Raw genomic sequence first — 14875 nt, forward strand, 5'->3', positions numbered from 1 at the left:
ACCCAAGGTCAGTAATGATGGCGGCATTGCGCGATTTCCAGAATCTGATTGTCGCCGCTGCCTGAAACCCGGTAAACGAGGCGGTGTTCTGCGGTGATCCTTCGTGACCAAAACCCGGAAAGGTTGCCTTTCAACGCCTCTGGCTTGCCCGTTCCGCTGAACGGGTGCCTGCGACATTCCTCAATCAAGACGTTGATTCTGAAGAGGATCGTGGTGTCTGCCGTCTGCCAGAAAATGTAATCGGCCCAAGCAAGGCTGGCGAATTTAAGCTTCAACGATCAGCTCTTTTTCCGCGCCGCCGCCTGCATTGAGTTCAGATATAGCCTCACGCAGACGATCCGCATTGCGCGGCGAAGACAGTAGGTGCAGCGTTGCCTGAATGGCGCTCCATTCGCTTTGCGCCACCATCACAACGGATTCGCGCCCAGTTCGGGTGATTATGGTTTCTTCGCGATCCTGAACGACCTTGTCCATCGCACTCGCCAAGCCGTTTCTGGCATCGGTATAGGTTAAGATGTTCATGGCACCCCGTTGGGTTTGCGCGATTTGGTTCTGCTTTGGATGGTATATGTGCAGAATGTTGTACATGTCAAGGCTGTGCCAAGGCGGGATTGAGGTGGCTTTGACTACCCGGTCGGGTTCTCAAGATCATCAGCAAAGCCCCGGCCCGGAATCAAGGCGCATTAGCGCCGCCGGGCAGCGCCCTCCTCCCGGCCCGGCCACCGGCCGGGCGTTCTTCGCGGAAATCCTCCACTGGAGGATTTCTGATCGCTCATCACCCCCCCGGGCGGGCGCTTTTGGGCTGTGCCGCTTAGAATTTCTTGGGAGTTTGTTGAGGCATAAATTGCCTAGAATATCTGTGGCTCGCACACCCGGCGGTCAGGCGTTGGCCTATGGGGTGCGGGTGAGGCGAATTGGAGCCCTATCCTAAAGACAAGGCTTGGTGTGCGCAGAGCCGTTCATTTTCATGCGTGCCCGGACTGGGGGCCGGGCTGTTTCGCTACAACTTTGCACCCGATAAAGCCTTCAGGGGCGCTTGTCAGTCGAGGCGGTCTGCCTGCGACACGTTTGTTTGTCGAAGTGCTCGGTTGAAGCCCTGGGCTATTCGATCGCGCGAGCTTCGCTGACCAGCATGATCGGGATGCCGTCACGGATCGGGAAGGCCAGATGTGCGGCTTTCGAGATCAGCTCCATCTTTTCGGCGTCATAGGTCAGCACGGCTTGGGTGACGGGGCAAACAAGGGCCTCTAACATGCGACGGTCGTGCGGGGTGGCGGCGTTGGACGGCGTTGCGGTGGTCGCGGATGCGTCTGGGGTATCGGTCATTGCAGGGTCTCGTCTCGGCCATCAGAGTGCAGGGCGAATTCCAAAAGGGTCACAAGGGTTTCCCGGCGGGTGATCAGCGAAGGGGCTTCGAGCAACGCCTGTTTGTCTTCGGGGCTGAATGGCAACAGCATCGACAGCGAGTTGATCAAAAGCTCGGTCTCGGCGGCTTTGATGCCGCTCCAATCGGTGCCAAGGTCGCGGGTGGCGAAATAGCGCGAGAGCAGCGCAAGGAAGGGTTCGCGTTGAAAATCGGGGTCGGTTTCTTCGCGGCCCAGATCGCGGCTGAACGGTTGCCAGTCAATATTTGCGCGCTTGTAGGGGGTGAAGCCTTCGACCTCGGCGCGCAGGCGAAAGCGCGACACGCCGGTGAGGGTAATCATATAGCGGTGATCCTCGGTCTCGGAAAAACCGGTCAGACGACCGGCGCAACCGATTGCGGACAAACGCTTTTCACCCTGCGGACCCAGACGCGGCTGGATCATGCCGATCAGACGGTGCGGGGTTTTCATGCAATCTTCCAGCATCGCCAGATAGCGCGGCTCGAAGATATGCAGCGGCAGGCGGGCGCGCGGCAGCAACAGCGCACCCGGCAGCGGGAACAGGGGCAGTGTGTCGGGCAGGTCGGTTTGCTTCATCATGCCCTCTAGCTAGTGCTGGCGTTGCTGGAAGCAATACGTTCAGACATATTGCGGTCAGGCAAAAATCATCGAGGACAGGCGGCGACGGCCTGCCAGCACGATGGGATCCTGCGGTTTCAGCGCGTCAAAGATGGTGAACAGCTGGGTGCGGGCGGCGTTGTTGTTCCACTCGCGGTCCAGCTTGAACAGATCCAGCAGGGTGCTGACGGCTTCTTCGACCTTGCCATTGGCATGTAGGGCGGTGGCGAGGTCGAACAGGATCTGTGGGTTTTTCGGATCAGCGGCATGGGCTGCGCGCAGATCATCTTCGGGGCCAGCCGATGCGGCCTGACGGGCCAGATCAAGCATGGCGCGGGTGGCCTCGACTTCCTTGGCTTTGGCAAGCGCGCCGGGGGCGGTGGTGATCAGGGTTTCGGCCAGATCAAGATCGCCAAGTGCGAGATGCGCGCGGATCAGGCCAGCATAGGCCGCGACGTTTTCAGGCTCTTCTTCAAGGATCGCGGTGAAGGTTTCGACGGCATCGGCAAACTCGCCATCCTCCAGCATGGTCTCGGCGGCGGCGATGGCATCGGCAAGGCCGTTGTCCGGCGCGGGGCCCATCGCGGCGAGCTTATCAACAAAGCGTTTCAGATCGGACGCACCGATGTTGCCTTGGAAGGCGTCAACCGGCTGGCCTTGGAAAAAGGCGAAAACCGTGGGGATCGACTGGATGCGCAGCTGGGCGGCGAGGGCCTGATTTTCGTCGACGTTGATTTTCACCATGCGCACGCTGCCTTTGGCGGCAGTGACTGCGGCTTCCAAGGCAGGGCCAAGCGTCTTGCAAGGGCCACACCACGGTGCCCAGAAATCAACGATGATCGGGGTGATCTGCGACGGCTCGATCACGTCTTGCATGAAGCTGGCTTCAGAGCCGTCGATGATCAGATCGTTGGCAACGGGTGCCGGGGGGGTGGTGGGGGTGCCGAACATGGAAAGCCTCACGGGAATTGGGTCGGCTTCTATATGGGGGGCGGGGGGCAAAAGGGGAAGGGGGTTTACGCAGGTGTCGGGGCCTCGTAGCGTGGCACAAAATGGGGGGATAAGATGCCGGTAGTGATGTGTTTTGGCGATAGCAACACGCATGGAACAGCGCCGATCGTCGATCTGGCGGTGTATGAGCGTTATGGTCCGGGGGTGCGCTGGCCATCCCGGGTGCAAGCGGCTTTGGGCTGCGACATGATCGAGGAAGGTCTGCCGGGGCGCACGACGATGTTCGACGATCCGATCATGGGCGCGCATATGAACGGGGTCACCGGCTTGAAAATCGCGCTGGAAAGCCACGGGCCGCTGGATGTTCTGGTGCTGATGCTGGGCACCAACGACAGCAAGGCGCGTTTCACTTCGACGCCGCAGGCGGTGCTTGGCGGCGTGGCAAGCCTGCTCGACATCGCGCAGCACCGGCTGATGCAAGAGCGGCATGGCGGGTTCAGGATCTTGCTGATCTGCCCTGCTCCAGTGGTCGAGACCGGCCCGATCCGGCATGAATTCTGGGGCGGTGCTGCGCGGTCGGCTGCGCTATCGCCGCTCTATGCGGCTTTGGCGCAGGCGCGCGGGATTGACTATCTGGACGCAGGCACGGTGATCAATGTCAGCCCGTTGGACGGTGTGCATTTTGATCAGGCCGCTCATGGCAAGCTTGCAGAGGCGGTTTCAGCAAAGCTGAAAGCGATGATCTAAGCGGGCTCTTGGTATTTGCTCTTTCTGAAATACTCCCGCCGGAGGCATCCGACATCGGCCCCAGAAGCCTCCGGCGGGAGTATTTAGACCAATGTGAAACGGCTTAGCGCGGCCAAGACCCGAAGGGGCGAGGCCGCGGGAGCGGGACGCAAATTTTACTCATGTTTTATTCAAGCCGAGGCTGAAAGGTCGGACCAGCCGCAGAGCGAGGCGAGGTATTCCGGCGCGTGGGAAATGCCGACCGACATATTGGCGCGGAATGTCTCGGATCGGTAATCCTGCCAGCGGTTTTTATAAAGATGCAGGCCGGATTTGCTGATTTTGATGATCGGGGTGCGCAGCGGCAGCTGAGCGCGCCATTTTTGGCGCATCGCGGTGTAGGCTTGCACGAAATCCCCGCGCAGATGGTCATGGTAGCGGTCGTTGTGGATCGTGGGCAGCGCCCCTGCATAGGCGTGCAGGCCAGCGGTGCGGGCGGTTGTGACGATATCGGTGCCATACATATGCCAGCCGGGCAGAGCCTCGTCAAAGCGCAGGCCAGCAGCGCGGCGCATGACGATGACCATTTCATCATAGCTTTGCACCTTGGCTGGCGCGGTGGGGACGCGGCCGACGATCAGGCCGATGCTCGAAGACCAGACCGGGCCGATGTGGCTGGCATCCAGACCCACGCCGAATGGGCCGTAAAGCGCCCAGTTTGGATCAACCGCTTCCAATTCGCGCAAGCGGCGCGACAGCAGTGCATCCCAGCCGCGGGGCAGGTAAACATCGTGATGCGCGAAGACCATGATTTCGGCACCTGTGGCGTCGATGGCGCGGTTATAGGCGACGGCCGCAGACGGTGCGCCGCGTTCCAGATGCAGCGGAGCGGTGCCTTCCGCGATGATCGGAGAGCGCGCCAGATTGTCATTCAGGATCGCGTCGTTGTGGCTGGCGCAGATGATGGCGAGGCTCATGCTGAATTCTGCACCGTCAGGTGATGGTCGGCAAGGTCTTGGCTTTGCGTGTTCATTGCATCAAGCCTTAGCGCGTCAGAGAAATGTACGGCAAGTTTGGCGGCTTCGGTGTTGCCATCGTGGCGGGCCATTGCACGGGCGCGGGCGGCAAGGCCCATCTGCGCCAAAACATCATTGGGGGTGTTGGACAGGGCGACGATGGCATCGGCCAGCGCGGCAGGATCGCCGGCGGGCACCAGCCAGCCTTCGTTCGGCGTCAGCAATTCGGGCACGCCGTTGATGCAGGTAGAGATCACAGGGCGACCGCAGGCCATAGCCTCAATCACCACCATCGGCAGACCTTCCGCCAACGAGGGCAGGATCAGAGCATGGGCATTTGCGATGGCCGCGCGCACACCAGATTCGTCGACCCAGCCTGCGATGTGGATGCGGTCTTTGATGCCGTGGCGGGCGATTTCACCGTCAATCAGCGTGCGCAACTCGCCATCGCCGCAGATTGTCAGGGTCAGGCCCGGCAGGCGTTTGGCGGCGATGGCCATGGTTTCGATCAGCACCGGAAAGCCCTTTTGCTCGCACAAACGGCCAATGGCGACCAGATGCGGGCCACCTTCGGGCATTGGCGCGGGCGCGGGGTAGCCAGAGGTTTCGACGCCGCAATGCACCTCTTTGATCTTTGACCATTCGGGGATCTGGCTCCAGCGAAACAGCTGACTGCGGCAGTAGCTGGAGATTGCGACGGTAAAGCGGGCGCGGGCGATTTTTTCGGGGAAGGAAAATGCGCGGGGGGCATCGAATTCTTCGGGGCCGTGGACGGTAAAGCTGAAACCGGGGCCGCCGAGGGCCTCGGCCAGCATCGCCACGGTGGCAGAATTGGTGCCGAAATGCGCGTGGATGTGTTTGATGCCCAGCTCTTGCGCGCGGCGGGCGATATGGGCGGCCTCTAGCAGGTAAATCAGATGGCGCGGCACGCCGCCGGTTCCTGGGCCACCGGACTTGCCTTTGTTGCCGCAGCGGAGCGCCATTTTCAGCCCCGCGAGCGCCTGTCCGGGGTGCCTGAGCATCCAGCCCAAGCTGGAGCGCAGCAGGTTTTTGCCGCCAATTTCCAACACATGTTCGGTCTTGTCATCTTCGGTGAAATCGACCGGGTCCACCAAAGCGCCGCGATCCGAGCGCATGGCAAAGCGGTGCACCTGCCAGCCCATGGTTTCAAGCGCTGCAATTTCGCGGCGAATGAAGGTGTGCGATGGCTTGGGATAGGTGTTGATCAGGTAAGCAATCTTCATTTGGCACCGTTTTGCGTCTTGCTTTCGTCGATAGGCGCGGCTTTTGGCGAGATTAAGGCGAATTTAGCACTTTCGCGTCTAGATTATAGCCAAATCGACGTTCATTGAAGGGTTACGCGTCTCTGCCATGGGTCGGGGCGAATTGGTAAAGGGTTGGATGAATGTCAGAGATGCATGAAACCGCGCCTGCGGGAAGAAGTTTGTTCGCGCGCGCGTTGCGGGGCTCGGCGTTCACGGCGGGGTCTTATGTGCTGACGCAGGTGATGCGGCTGGGCTCTAACCTTATTCTGACGCGGATTCTGGCGCCGGATGCCTTTGGCGTGATGGCTTTGGTGTCGGTGGTGCTGGTCGGCATGGTGATGTTTTCGGATGTCGGGGTTTCGGCCTCGATTTCGCAGAACAAGCGCGGCGACGACCCGGATTTTCTGAACACAGCTTTCACCATCCATGCGTTTCGCGGCACGATGTTGTGGCTGGTGACCTGCGGGTTGGCGTGGCCATTGGCGAGTTTCTATCATGCGCCCGAGTTGAAGTATCTGCTGCCGGTGGCGGGGATTTCGCTGTTCATCTCGGGGTTCAATCCGACGCGGATTGACACGGCGACGCGGCATTTGCTGCTGGGACGTGTGACATTGCTGGATCTGATCGCGCAGGCGATTGGCATTGTGGCGATGGTGGTTTTGTCGCTGATGACACATTCGGTCTGGGGCTTGGTGATTGGCGCGATTGTCGGGTCTTTGGCAAAGCTGGTGCTGACTTGGGTGTATCTGCCGGGGCCAGCGAACCGCTTTCACTGGGACAAATCGGCGGGGGTAGAGCTGATCCATTTCGGCAAGTGGATCTTCATGTCAACCGCCTGCGGCTTTGCGCTGGCGCAGGGCGACAAGGCGATTTTCGGGCATTATCTGACGCTGGAAGAGCTGGGGATCTACAACATCGGCTATTTTCTAGCCTCGTTCCCGCTGCTGTTGGCGCGGGCGGTGAACAGCCGGATCATGATTCCGCTGTACCGTGACCATCACCCGGCAGATTCGGCGGCAAACTTTGCCAAGATGCGGAAGCTGCGCTGGGCGATCTCGGGCGGGACTTTGCTGTTGCTGGGATTTTTGGCGGTGATCGGGGTGCCGCTGGTCGGCATCATGTATGACGCGCGCTATGCGGCGGCGGGGTTCATCGTGGTGATGGTGGCGCTGATCCAGATGCCGGAAACCATCGGCATCACCTATGATCAATCGGCGCTGGCAGCGGGCGATGGGCGGAATTATTTCTGGCTGCAGGCGTTGAAGGCCTTCGTGCAGACGCTGGCATTCCTGATTGGGGTCACTCAAGGCGGGCTTGAGGGGGCTTTGCTGGCGCAGGCCGTGGCGCTGGTTGCGCTGCATCCGGCGGTGATCGTGCTGGCGCGCAAGCATCGGGCGTGGGATCCGCTGAACGATATTGTGCTGTTCAGTCTGGCGGCGGTGCTGGTGGCGTTGGCGTTTTGGGTCAATGCTGACATGCTTGGCATGCTTTAAGGTCATATTTCGGTCTGGGTCTGGCCGCAAAGCTGCGATAGAGCTTAGCAAAACGATGTGAACAGGTTGAGATATGCAGATTGAAGAAACGGCGCTGCCGGGCGTGATGATTGTGACGCCCAAGCGGTTTGGCGATGACCGGGGCTGGTTTTCCGAAACGTGGAACGCGGATGCAATGGCGGCCGCGGGCCTTGGCTTGGGGTTCGTGCAGGACAACCACTCGATGTCGGCGGCGGTGGGCACGTTGCGCGGGCTGCATTATCAAGCGCCTCCGCGTGCGCAGGACAAGCTTGTGCGCTGCACGGCGGGGTTGATTTTCGATGTGGCGGTGGATTTCCGGCGCGGCTCGCCGACCTTTGGCAAATGGGTCGGGGTCGAGCTTTCGCCGCAGAATGGGCGGCAGTTGCTGGTGCCTAAGGGCTTTCTGCACGGCTTTGTGACGCGGGCTGCCAATACCGAAGTTCAGTATAAATGCACCGATGTGTATGCGCCCGACTGTGATGGTGGCGTGCGCTGGGATGATCCTGAGATTGGCATTGTGTGGGGTCTTTCGGGCGCTCCGGTTTTGTCGGGCAAGGATGCGGTGGCACCGTTGTTGCGCGATGTGGCCTCGCCGTTTGAATGGGTGATGGCATGAAGATTCTGGTGACGGGGGGCGCGGGCTTTATCGGCTCGGCCGTGGTGCGTTTGGCGGTGTCGCGCGGGCATGAGGTGGTCAATCTGGATGCGCTGACCTATGCGGCCTGTCTGGACAATGTGGCCGAGGCTGCGGGGTCGAACCTATATAGCTTTGAGCAGGCGGATATTCGCGACCGCGCCCGGCTGGATGAGATTTTCAGCCTTCATCGCCCGGATGTGGTGATGCATCTGGCGGCGGAAAGCCATGTCGACCGCAGTATTGATGGCCCCGGCGATTTCATCCTGACCAATATCAACGGTACCTATAACATGCTGGAGGCGGCGCGGGCCTATTGGGTCAGTGCGGGCAAGCCTGCTGGCTTCCGGTTTCACCACATCAGCACGGACGAGGTTTTCGGCTCGCTGGGCGCCGAAGGGCAGTTCACCGAGGAGACCTCTTACGATCCGCGCAGCCCTTATTCGGCGTCAAAGGCGGCGAGCGACCATCTGGTGCGGGCGTGGCATGAAACCTATGGCTTGCCAGTGGTGCTGACCAATTGCTCGAACAATTACGGGCCGTATCATTTCCCGGAAAAGCTGATCCCAGTGGTGATTTTGAATGCGTTGGCGGGGAAACCTTTGCCGATCTATGGCGACGGGTCGAACGTGCGCGATTGGCTTTATGTCGAGGATCACGCCGACGCTTTGCTGTTGGTGGTGGAAAAGGGCGCGCTGGGGCGCAGCTATAATATCGGTGGCGAGAACGAGCGCAGCAATCTGCAATTGGTGCAAACCCTCTGCGGGATTCTGGATGCCAAGCGGCCCAAGGCCTCGGGCTCTTATGCCGATCAGATCACCTATGTGACGGATCGCCCGGGGCATGACGCGCGCTACGCGATTGATCCCAGCCGTATCCGCGAGGAATTGGGTTGGCGGCCATCGGTGACGGTGGAGCAGGGTTTGGAGAAAACCGTGCAATGGTATCTGGACAATGAAGCGTGGTGGAAGCCGCTGCAGGCGCGTGCTGGTGTGGGCGTGCGGCTGGGGGTGAAAGCGTGATCGGAATTCGCACGAATTCCGTGACGATTTTCGCGCGAAAATCGGGGGAGTGGCTGTGAGGGCACTGGTTTTTGGTCAAACCGGGCAGGTTGCGCGCGAATTGGCGCGGCGCTTGCCTGCTGGCGTTACAGCCGCGTTTCTGGGGCGGGATCGTGCCGATCTGTCGGATCCTGCGGCCTGTGCGGCGGCGGTGATGGCTTGCGATGCCGACGTGGTGATCAATGCGGCGGCTTGGACGGCGGTGGACAAAGCCGAGACCGAAGACGCGGCGGCGTTGGTGGTGAACGGCGATGCGCCGGGGGCTATGGCGCGGGCTTGTGCCGCCAAGGGGCTGCCGTTCGTGCATATCTCGACCGATTATGTCTTTGATGGCGCGGGCTATCAGCCGTTTGCTGTGGATCATCCGGTGGCGCCTTTGGGGGCTTATGGGCGCACCAAACTGGCGGGCGAGCGCGCCGTGCAGGCAGCGGGTGGGCGCTTTGTGATCCTGCGGACCTCTTGGGTGGTGTCGGCGCATGGCGCGAATTTCGTCAAGACCATGCTGCGGCTGGGTGCATCGCGCGACAGTCTGAATGTGGTGGCCGATCAGATCGGCGGGCCGACGCCTGCGGCGGATATTGCCGACGCGGTTTACGCGCTGGCACGTGGCTTGCTTGAGGGCAAGGCCAGCGGCGTGCAGCATTTTGCGGGTGCGCCCGATTGTTCATGGGCGGATTTCGCGCGCGAGATCATGGCGCGGGCCGGCTTGGCTTGTGTGGTGAATGACATTCCCTCAAGCGCCTATCCGACGCCCGCAAAACGTCCGCTGAATTCGCGGTTGGATTGCAGCGGTTTGGCGGCGTTTGGTCTTGTGCGGCCAGATTGGCGCGACGGTTTGGATAAGATTTTGCAGGAGGTATCGGTATGATGCGCAAGGGGATCATTCTGGCGGGCGGCTCTGGCACGCGGCTGTGGCCGATCACGATGGGCGTCAGCAAGCAGCTTTTGCCGATCTATGACAAGCCGATGATCTACTATCCGTTGTCGGTGCTGATGCTGGGTGGCATCCGCGAGATTGCCATCATCACCACGCCAGACGATCAGCCGCAGTTCATCCGATTGCTGGGTGATGGCAGCCAATGGGGCCTGTCGCTGACCTATATCGTGCAGCCCTCGCCGGATGGTTTGGCGCAGGCCTATCTGTTGGCGAAGGATTTTCTGGCCGGTGCGCCGTCGGTGCTGGTGTTGGGCGATAACATCTTTTTCGGCCATGGCCTGCCCGAGATTTTGGCCTCGGCGGGGGCGAAGCAGGCAGGTGGCACGGTGTTCGGCTACCGCGTCGCTGATCCCGAGCGGTATGGCGTGGTGCAGTTTGACGCCGCAGGCAATGTGCAGGCGATCATCGAAAAGCCAGAGGTGCCGCCGTCAAACTATGCGGTGACCGGGCTGTATTATCTGGACGCGCGCGCGCCGGAACTGGCGGCTCGGGTGAAACCTTCGCCAAGGGGCGAGCTGGAAATTGCCGATCTGCTGGAGATTTATCGCGCCGAGGGCAGTCTGACGGTCGAAAAGATGGGCCGCGGCTTTGCATGGCTGGATACCGGCACGCATGGCAGTCTGCTGGATGCCGGGAACTTTGTGCGCACCCTAGAGGCGCGGCAGGGCTTGCAGGTGGGGTGCCCGGATGAGATCGCCTATCGTGCCGGTTGGATCGACAAGGCGGCGCTGCTGGCGCGGGCGGAAATTTTCAGAAAGAACGACTATGGCCGCTATTTGTTGGGGATTGTTTCCGAATAGCCCAAAGATAGGGGAATCCTTCGCGCCAAGGTTGAAATTGGCGCGCGTTCTGCCGGGTTTTTAGCATTTTTCGCTAGTATTGTTTCTGAAACGTGGCAGAATAAAGAGGTCAGGTTTCGTCTGATACGCCGGTGGTGAATCATGTTGGTCGGTTTGATAATCAGTGCAATTTCGGGCGGGACGGCAAGTTTGCTGCTGTCTCTGCTGCATGATGTCAGCTTGGTTTATGCGCTGCTGTCCTACCCCCTGGGCGGTATGCTTGCCATCGCGCTGTTTGCTGGTTGGTGTTTTCTGCGTGAAGGCCGCGAGTCGGTCTAAGGCTTTCGACGAATTTGCGTCGAAATAGAAACAATAGCGGCGCGCTTTTGGCGTGACTTCTGTGTTTGCTTGGGCGAAGTGATTCGCCCGAAATTTCTGCAGTGCGGAATTTCATATGCTCCTGCGGCGGAGAGCGTTTTTCGCGGTTCACGTCAGGGTTGCGCTATACTGAATCAAGGCAAGATCATGGCGGCAGTATGGCGAAATATATCGGTTAAAATGGCCTAAATATGTCCGCCCCCCCGCGAAAGGTGTCGCCAAGCCTGTAGGGGAACGGCTAAATTGCAGGTGGGGGCGTACTTGTTAAGTGCGGCAAATAGACTGCTAACTTTCAGATCGGATCCGGCCAAACCGGGACTAGGTTTGTTTCCTGAAACCCATGCAACGATGGGGTCGGGGTGTGTGGTTTATGGTTGTCGTTTGGTGACCTGTAATGACAATCAACTACCAAGACTTCTTCAACTATCGATCCACCTCGGCTGACCCCGACAAAGCTGCAGATCTTGCGCCCTTGGGTGCAATGGTGAAGGTCAATCCGTCAGGGCGTGGGCCATATCGGCGCTTTTTCAAGCGCGCGTTCGATGTCACGGCAATCTTGTTGGCGGCTCCGGCTGTTGTGCCTGTGGTGGCGATTGCGGCGATTTTGGTGGCGCGCGATGGCGGCAGCCCGTTCTACACACAGATGCGTGTCGGCAAATCCGGCAAGCGGTTCCGTATGTGGAAGCTGCGCTCGATGGTGCGGGATGCGGATGAGCGGATGGAAGAATTCCTTGCTGCAAACCCCGAAGCCCGGATGGAGTGGGACAGCACGCAAAAGCTGAAGTCCGACCCGCGTATCACCCGCACCGGTAAATTCCTGCGCAAGTCGTCGCTGGATGAACTGCCGCAGCTGTGGAACGTGTTGACCGGGGATATGAGCTTGGTCGGGCCGCGCCCGATGATGATCAACCAGCAGAGCATGTATCCGGGGCGGGCCTATTACGCGCTGCGTCCGGGGATCACGGGGTATTGGCAGACCTCGGGGCGCAATCGCACGACGTTTGAGGCGCGGGCGCAGTTTGATGATGCCTATGAGGCTGATCTGTCGCTGGTCACGGATATGAAGGTGCTGGCGGCGACCGTGGGTGTGGTGGTGCAGGGCACCGGTTACTGAGCTGGGCGGTTCGGCCACAGATTTTGGTTGAGATGTCTGCGGTCTGAGCACATTCTGATCCGGCTCGCCCCGTTTGGGGCGGGCTTTTTGCTTTGGCGGGGCTGGGACAACGCATCGCGGAAGTGTCCCAGCTGGGACAAATTTCTGTAGGTGGTGGAATGAGAAAAACCGACCACAGGATGTTGATTTTGATGGCCATAGCGCAAAGGTTACGGCCCTTTGGCTGGGCTATGGGCCGAGGATGATCTTGTAGCGCGGGCCCAGCTGTAGCCCGGTTCAGCCGATCACGGCAGCGAGCAAAATCAGTAGCAAAGTGGCCCCGCCCGCGATCATGGCAAAGCGCCTTAGACCGAAAGCCGCGCGCTTGGGATTGTCGATCAGGCGCAGGGCTGCGCTGCCCAAGCGGCCTTTGGGGGCGCGGATTTCCGGGATGCAGACCACGGGTTCAAGATCCAGTTGGCGCTGCATCTGCGCGGCTGTGCGCACGACGGGGCGCATCAGATCCAGCACAAAGGCCAAGGTCAGCGCTGCCAGCAAGCTGGCCACGGCCCCGGCGATGGCGATTTTCTTCTTACCGCCGCCCGTGGGATATTCTGGCGACAAGGCGCGGTCGAGCAGGGTAAAACGTTCGGCCTGTTGACGTTCGGACAGGCGCTGCGTGGTTTCCGCCTCTGCCATGCGCTGCGTTACGTTGTCATACTGGCCCTGCAACTGTTGCAGTTGGCGGTCATAACCTGCCAGCACACGTTCCACTTCGGGAGTGGCGGCAAGCGCGGTTTCAATCGCAGATTTGCGGGTGTTGATCGAGGCGATCTGGGCATTCAGCACGTCAATCTGGGCGGCAATGTCATCAAAGCGGCGCTTGTCGGTTTCGCGCTGCACCTGCTTTTGCGTGATGGCGTTCTGCTCGTTCTGCAAGCCGACCAGATCTTGCGTGGCCTGACGCAGATCGTCGGACAGACTGACGATTTCATCGCGGCGGGCATCGGTCAAGGTGGGCATGGCATCGGCATTGGCATTTTTATAGGCGGCGACTTCGGCCTCGAGTTTGGAGATTTGCTCGTAAACCCGCGCTTCTTCCTCGCGGAAAAACGCGACATTGGTATCGGCGCGGCTGCGCTGACCGGCGGCGCTTTGATCAAGGATGCCTTGGGCGAAATCATTGGCCAGCTGTGCGGCCATCTCGGGGTCGCCATAGCGCACCGCAACAATGATCGCCGAGATGCTGCGACCCTGACCGAACGCCTGCCCGCCCGCGCTGTCGACGGCCTGAAAGGTGACAGAACTGCGCAAAGCGATCAGCTTTTCATCATTGGCCAGTTGAGGTTGATCGGCAAACAGGTTGTGACGCTCGATCACCGCGTTCAGGGCATCGCGGGTGGTCAGCCGCTGTTCGATGGTTTGCAGAATTTGCGCCGAGCCGCCGCCATCGGGCTGCACCTGCCCGCCCTGTGCGTTGGTTTCGGCGACCTGCGCGCCCTCGATCTGGATCACTGCTGCGGATTCGTAAATGTCGGGTCGGGTTTTTGCGAAGACCACGGCGGCCAACAGGCCGGTGAGGGTGATCAGAATGATCATCCAGCGCCGACGCAGCAGCAGGCTGACAAGTTCTTCGATAGATTGAATTTGACCCATGATCTACTTCTTCGCGTAGCGGTAGCGGCCCGCGTTGAAATCCTGAGCGCGGTTCAGCACCACGCCCAGCAAGGGGATGCGCCCCTCAAACATCTTTTCACAGGCGCGGATTTCGTCGGGCGAGGTTTGTGCGCCATCGGTGACCAGCAGCACGGCATCAAGATTGGGGCCAAGCGCCAACAGGTCGTCATTCACCAAAGCGGGCGGCAGATCGTAGATCACCACCTCGGGGTCGAGTTGTTCGATCATCGCGGCGAGGGCTGTGACGGTGTCAGGGTCGTGCAGCGTTTCTGAGGCGCGCTCGATCGGATGGGTGTTCAGACCCAGCGCAAGGGTGCGGCCAAAGCGGCGGAATTCGCTTTCCAAGGGCTGATGCCCGGCCAGAAACTCTGCCAGATCAACGTCGTCTTTGACGCCAAGGATCTGTGCGATCTCGGGGTGGCGCAAATCGAAATCCATCAGAACGGTGCGGCTGGCCGGGCGACGGGCCAGCGAAAACGCAAGGTTGGTGGCGACAAAGGACTTGCCGCAGCCATGCGTCGGCGAGGTGACGGCGATGCGCTTCCAGCCTTTTTCGGCCAAACCACGCAGCAGGCGGGTGCGCAGAATGTCAAAGGCGACGGCGGCGGGATGATCTGACGCTTCTAGAAACAAACCGTTTCCAGATTTGGATTTCACATCAGCCTGAACCTGAGCCAGTGATTCCCAGACCCGCGCGGGGTTGAACAAGGCAGGCAGGGTGCCAGAGAAAATCTCTCGTCCGGTCTGAAGATCGGGAGAGACATCGTGATACGACCCGGACTGGCCGGTGCGAAACAGCGACACGCCAGCGGCTTTGCGCTGGTTGTCTTGTGGGCCGTTTTGGTCGGCAGTCATGGCAAAA

17 protein-coding genes are annotated in these 14875 nt (G+C 60.2%); 8 read left to right on the top strand and 9 right to left on the bottom strand.

Annotation, left to right across the window (positions count from 1 at the left end; translation table 11 throughout):
- Window positions 1-8 precede the first annotated feature (8 nt).
- The 5 genes from QQJ98_RS01815 to QQJ98_RS01835 all read right to left on the bottom strand — a co-directional run bounded on the left by QQJ98_RS01815 (window position 9) and on the right by QQJ98_RS01835 (window position 2933).
- Window positions 9-275 (bottom strand): Txe/YoeB family addiction module toxin, encoded by a 267-nt coding sequence (locus QQJ98_RS01815; protein ID WP_284323606.1) that lies wholly within the window; start codon window positions 273-275, stop codon window positions 9-11.
- The gene (locus QQJ98_RS01820) at window positions 265-588 is read right to left on the bottom strand and encodes a type II toxin-antitoxin system Phd/YefM family antitoxin (protein ID WP_284323607.1); all 324 of its coding nucleotides are present in this window, start codon (window positions 586-588) and stop codon (window positions 265-267) included. Before QQJ98_RS01820 ends, QQJ98_RS01815 begins: the two co-directional genes overlap by 11 nt.
- 513 nt (window positions 589-1101) lie before the next feature.
- Entirely contained in the window at window positions 1102-1326 is a 225-nt protein-coding gene (locus QQJ98_RS01825; RefSeq protein ID WP_431307774.1) for a Trm112 family protein, read from the bottom strand.
- Window positions 1323-1964 carry an LON peptidase substrate-binding domain-containing protein gene (locus tag QQJ98_RS01830; protein WP_284323608.1) on the bottom strand — a complete coding sequence of 214 codons (642 nt, stop codon included), beginning with the start codon at window positions 1962-1964 and terminating at the stop codon, window positions 1323-1325. The genes QQJ98_RS01825 and QQJ98_RS01830 overlap by 4 nt, the downstream gene beginning before the upstream one ends.
- A 54-nt stretch (window positions 1965-2018) precedes the next feature.
- Window positions 2019-2933: a thioredoxin family protein gene (locus QQJ98_RS01835; RefSeq protein WP_284323609.1), complete on the bottom strand. Its 915-nt coding sequence runs from the start codon at window positions 2931-2933 to the stop codon at window positions 2019-2021.
- Window positions 2934-3047: 114 nt separating this feature from the next.
- On the opposite strand from QQJ98_RS01835, the gene QQJ98_RS01840 reads away from it, so the two are divergent.
- The gene (locus tag QQJ98_RS01840) at window positions 3048-3680 is read left to right on the top strand and encodes an SGNH/GDSL hydrolase family protein (protein ID WP_284323610.1); all 633 of its coding nucleotides are present in this window, start codon (window positions 3048-3050) and stop codon (window positions 3678-3680) included.
- Window positions 3681-3850: 170 nt separating this feature from the next.
- Here QQJ98_RS01840 and QQJ98_RS01845 read toward each other — a convergent pair whose 3' ends face one another.
- Together QQJ98_RS01845 and QQJ98_RS01850 are read right to left on the bottom strand one after the other, a co-directional pair.
- Complete coding sequence (locus tag QQJ98_RS01845; RefSeq protein ID WP_284323611.1) at window positions 3851-4636, bottom strand: glycosyltransferase family protein; 786 nt, start codon at window positions 4634-4636, stop codon at window positions 3851-3853.
- On the bottom strand, window positions 4633-5919 hold the full coding sequence (locus QQJ98_RS01850) for a glycosyltransferase family 4 protein (protein WP_284323612.1): 1287 nt from the start codon (window positions 5917-5919) through the stop codon (window positions 4633-4635). Before QQJ98_RS01850 ends, QQJ98_RS01845 begins: the two co-directional genes overlap by 4 nt.
- 161 nt (window positions 5920-6080) lie before the next feature.
- Between QQJ98_RS01850 and QQJ98_RS01855 the strand changes: the two genes are divergently transcribed.
- The 7 genes from QQJ98_RS01855 (at window position 6081) to QQJ98_RS01885 (ending at window position 12357) form a co-directional block, all read left to right on the top strand.
- Complete coding sequence (locus QQJ98_RS01855; protein ID WP_284323613.1) at window positions 6081-7433, top strand: oligosaccharide flippase family protein; 1353 nt, start codon at window positions 6081-6083, stop codon at window positions 7431-7433.
- A gap of 73 nt (window positions 7434-7506) precedes the next feature.
- Window positions 7507-8070 (top strand): dTDP-4-dehydrorhamnose 3,5-epimerase, encoded by a 564-nt coding sequence (gene rfbC, locus QQJ98_RS01860; protein ID WP_284323614.1) that lies wholly within the window; start codon window positions 7507-7509, stop codon window positions 8068-8070.
- A complete protein-coding gene (gene rfbB / locus QQJ98_RS01865; protein ID WP_284323615.1) occupies window positions 8067-9110 on the top strand; it encodes a dTDP-glucose 4,6-dehydratase in 1044 nt (347 codons plus the stop codon). The genes rfbC and rfbB overlap by 4 nt, the downstream gene beginning before the upstream one ends.
- A 55-nt stretch (window positions 9111-9165) precedes the next feature.
- Window positions 9166-10017 carry a dTDP-4-dehydrorhamnose reductase gene (rfbD, locus tag QQJ98_RS01870; RefSeq protein WP_284323616.1) on the top strand — a complete coding sequence of 284 codons (852 nt, stop codon included), beginning with the start codon at window positions 9166-9168 and terminating at the stop codon, window positions 10015-10017.
- Window positions 10014-10886, top strand: a complete 873-nt coding sequence (gene rfbA / locus QQJ98_RS01875) for a glucose-1-phosphate thymidylyltransferase RfbA (RefSeq protein ID WP_284323617.1) — start codon at window positions 10014-10016, stop codon at window positions 10884-10886. The genes rfbD and rfbA overlap by 4 nt, the downstream gene beginning before the upstream one ends.
- Window positions 10887-11075: 189 nt before the next feature.
- Complete coding sequence (locus QQJ98_RS01880; RefSeq protein ID WP_284323618.1) at window positions 11076-11204, top strand: hypothetical protein; 129 nt, start codon at window positions 11076-11078, stop codon at window positions 11202-11204.
- A gap of 433 nt (window positions 11205-11637) precedes the next feature.
- Window positions 11638-12357, top strand: a complete 720-nt coding sequence (locus QQJ98_RS01885; RefSeq protein ID WP_431307775.1) for a sugar transferase — start codon at window positions 11638-11640, stop codon at window positions 12355-12357.
- A gap of 276 nt (window positions 12358-12633) precedes the next feature.
- Here QQJ98_RS01885 and QQJ98_RS01890 read toward each other — a convergent pair whose 3' ends face one another.
- Together QQJ98_RS01890 and QQJ98_RS01895 are read right to left on the bottom strand one after the other, a co-directional pair.
- Window positions 12634-13992, bottom strand: coding sequence for a Wzz/FepE/Etk N-terminal domain-containing protein (locus QQJ98_RS01890; RefSeq protein ID WP_284323619.1), 1359 nt, complete (start codon window positions 13990-13992; stop codon window positions 12634-12636).
- Window positions 13993-13995: 3 nt separating this feature from the next.
- Entirely contained in the window at window positions 13996-14868 is an 873-nt protein-coding gene (locus QQJ98_RS01895; protein ID WP_284323620.1) for a CpsD/CapB family tyrosine-protein kinase, read from the bottom strand.
- Window positions 14869-14875 lie beyond the last annotated feature (7 nt).

The sequence above is a fragment of the Cypionkella aquatica genome (genome assembly GCF_030161095.1).
Taxonomy (GTDB): Bacteria; Pseudomonadota; Alphaproteobacteria; order Rhodobacterales; family Rhodobacteraceae; genus Cypionkella; species Cypionkella aquatica.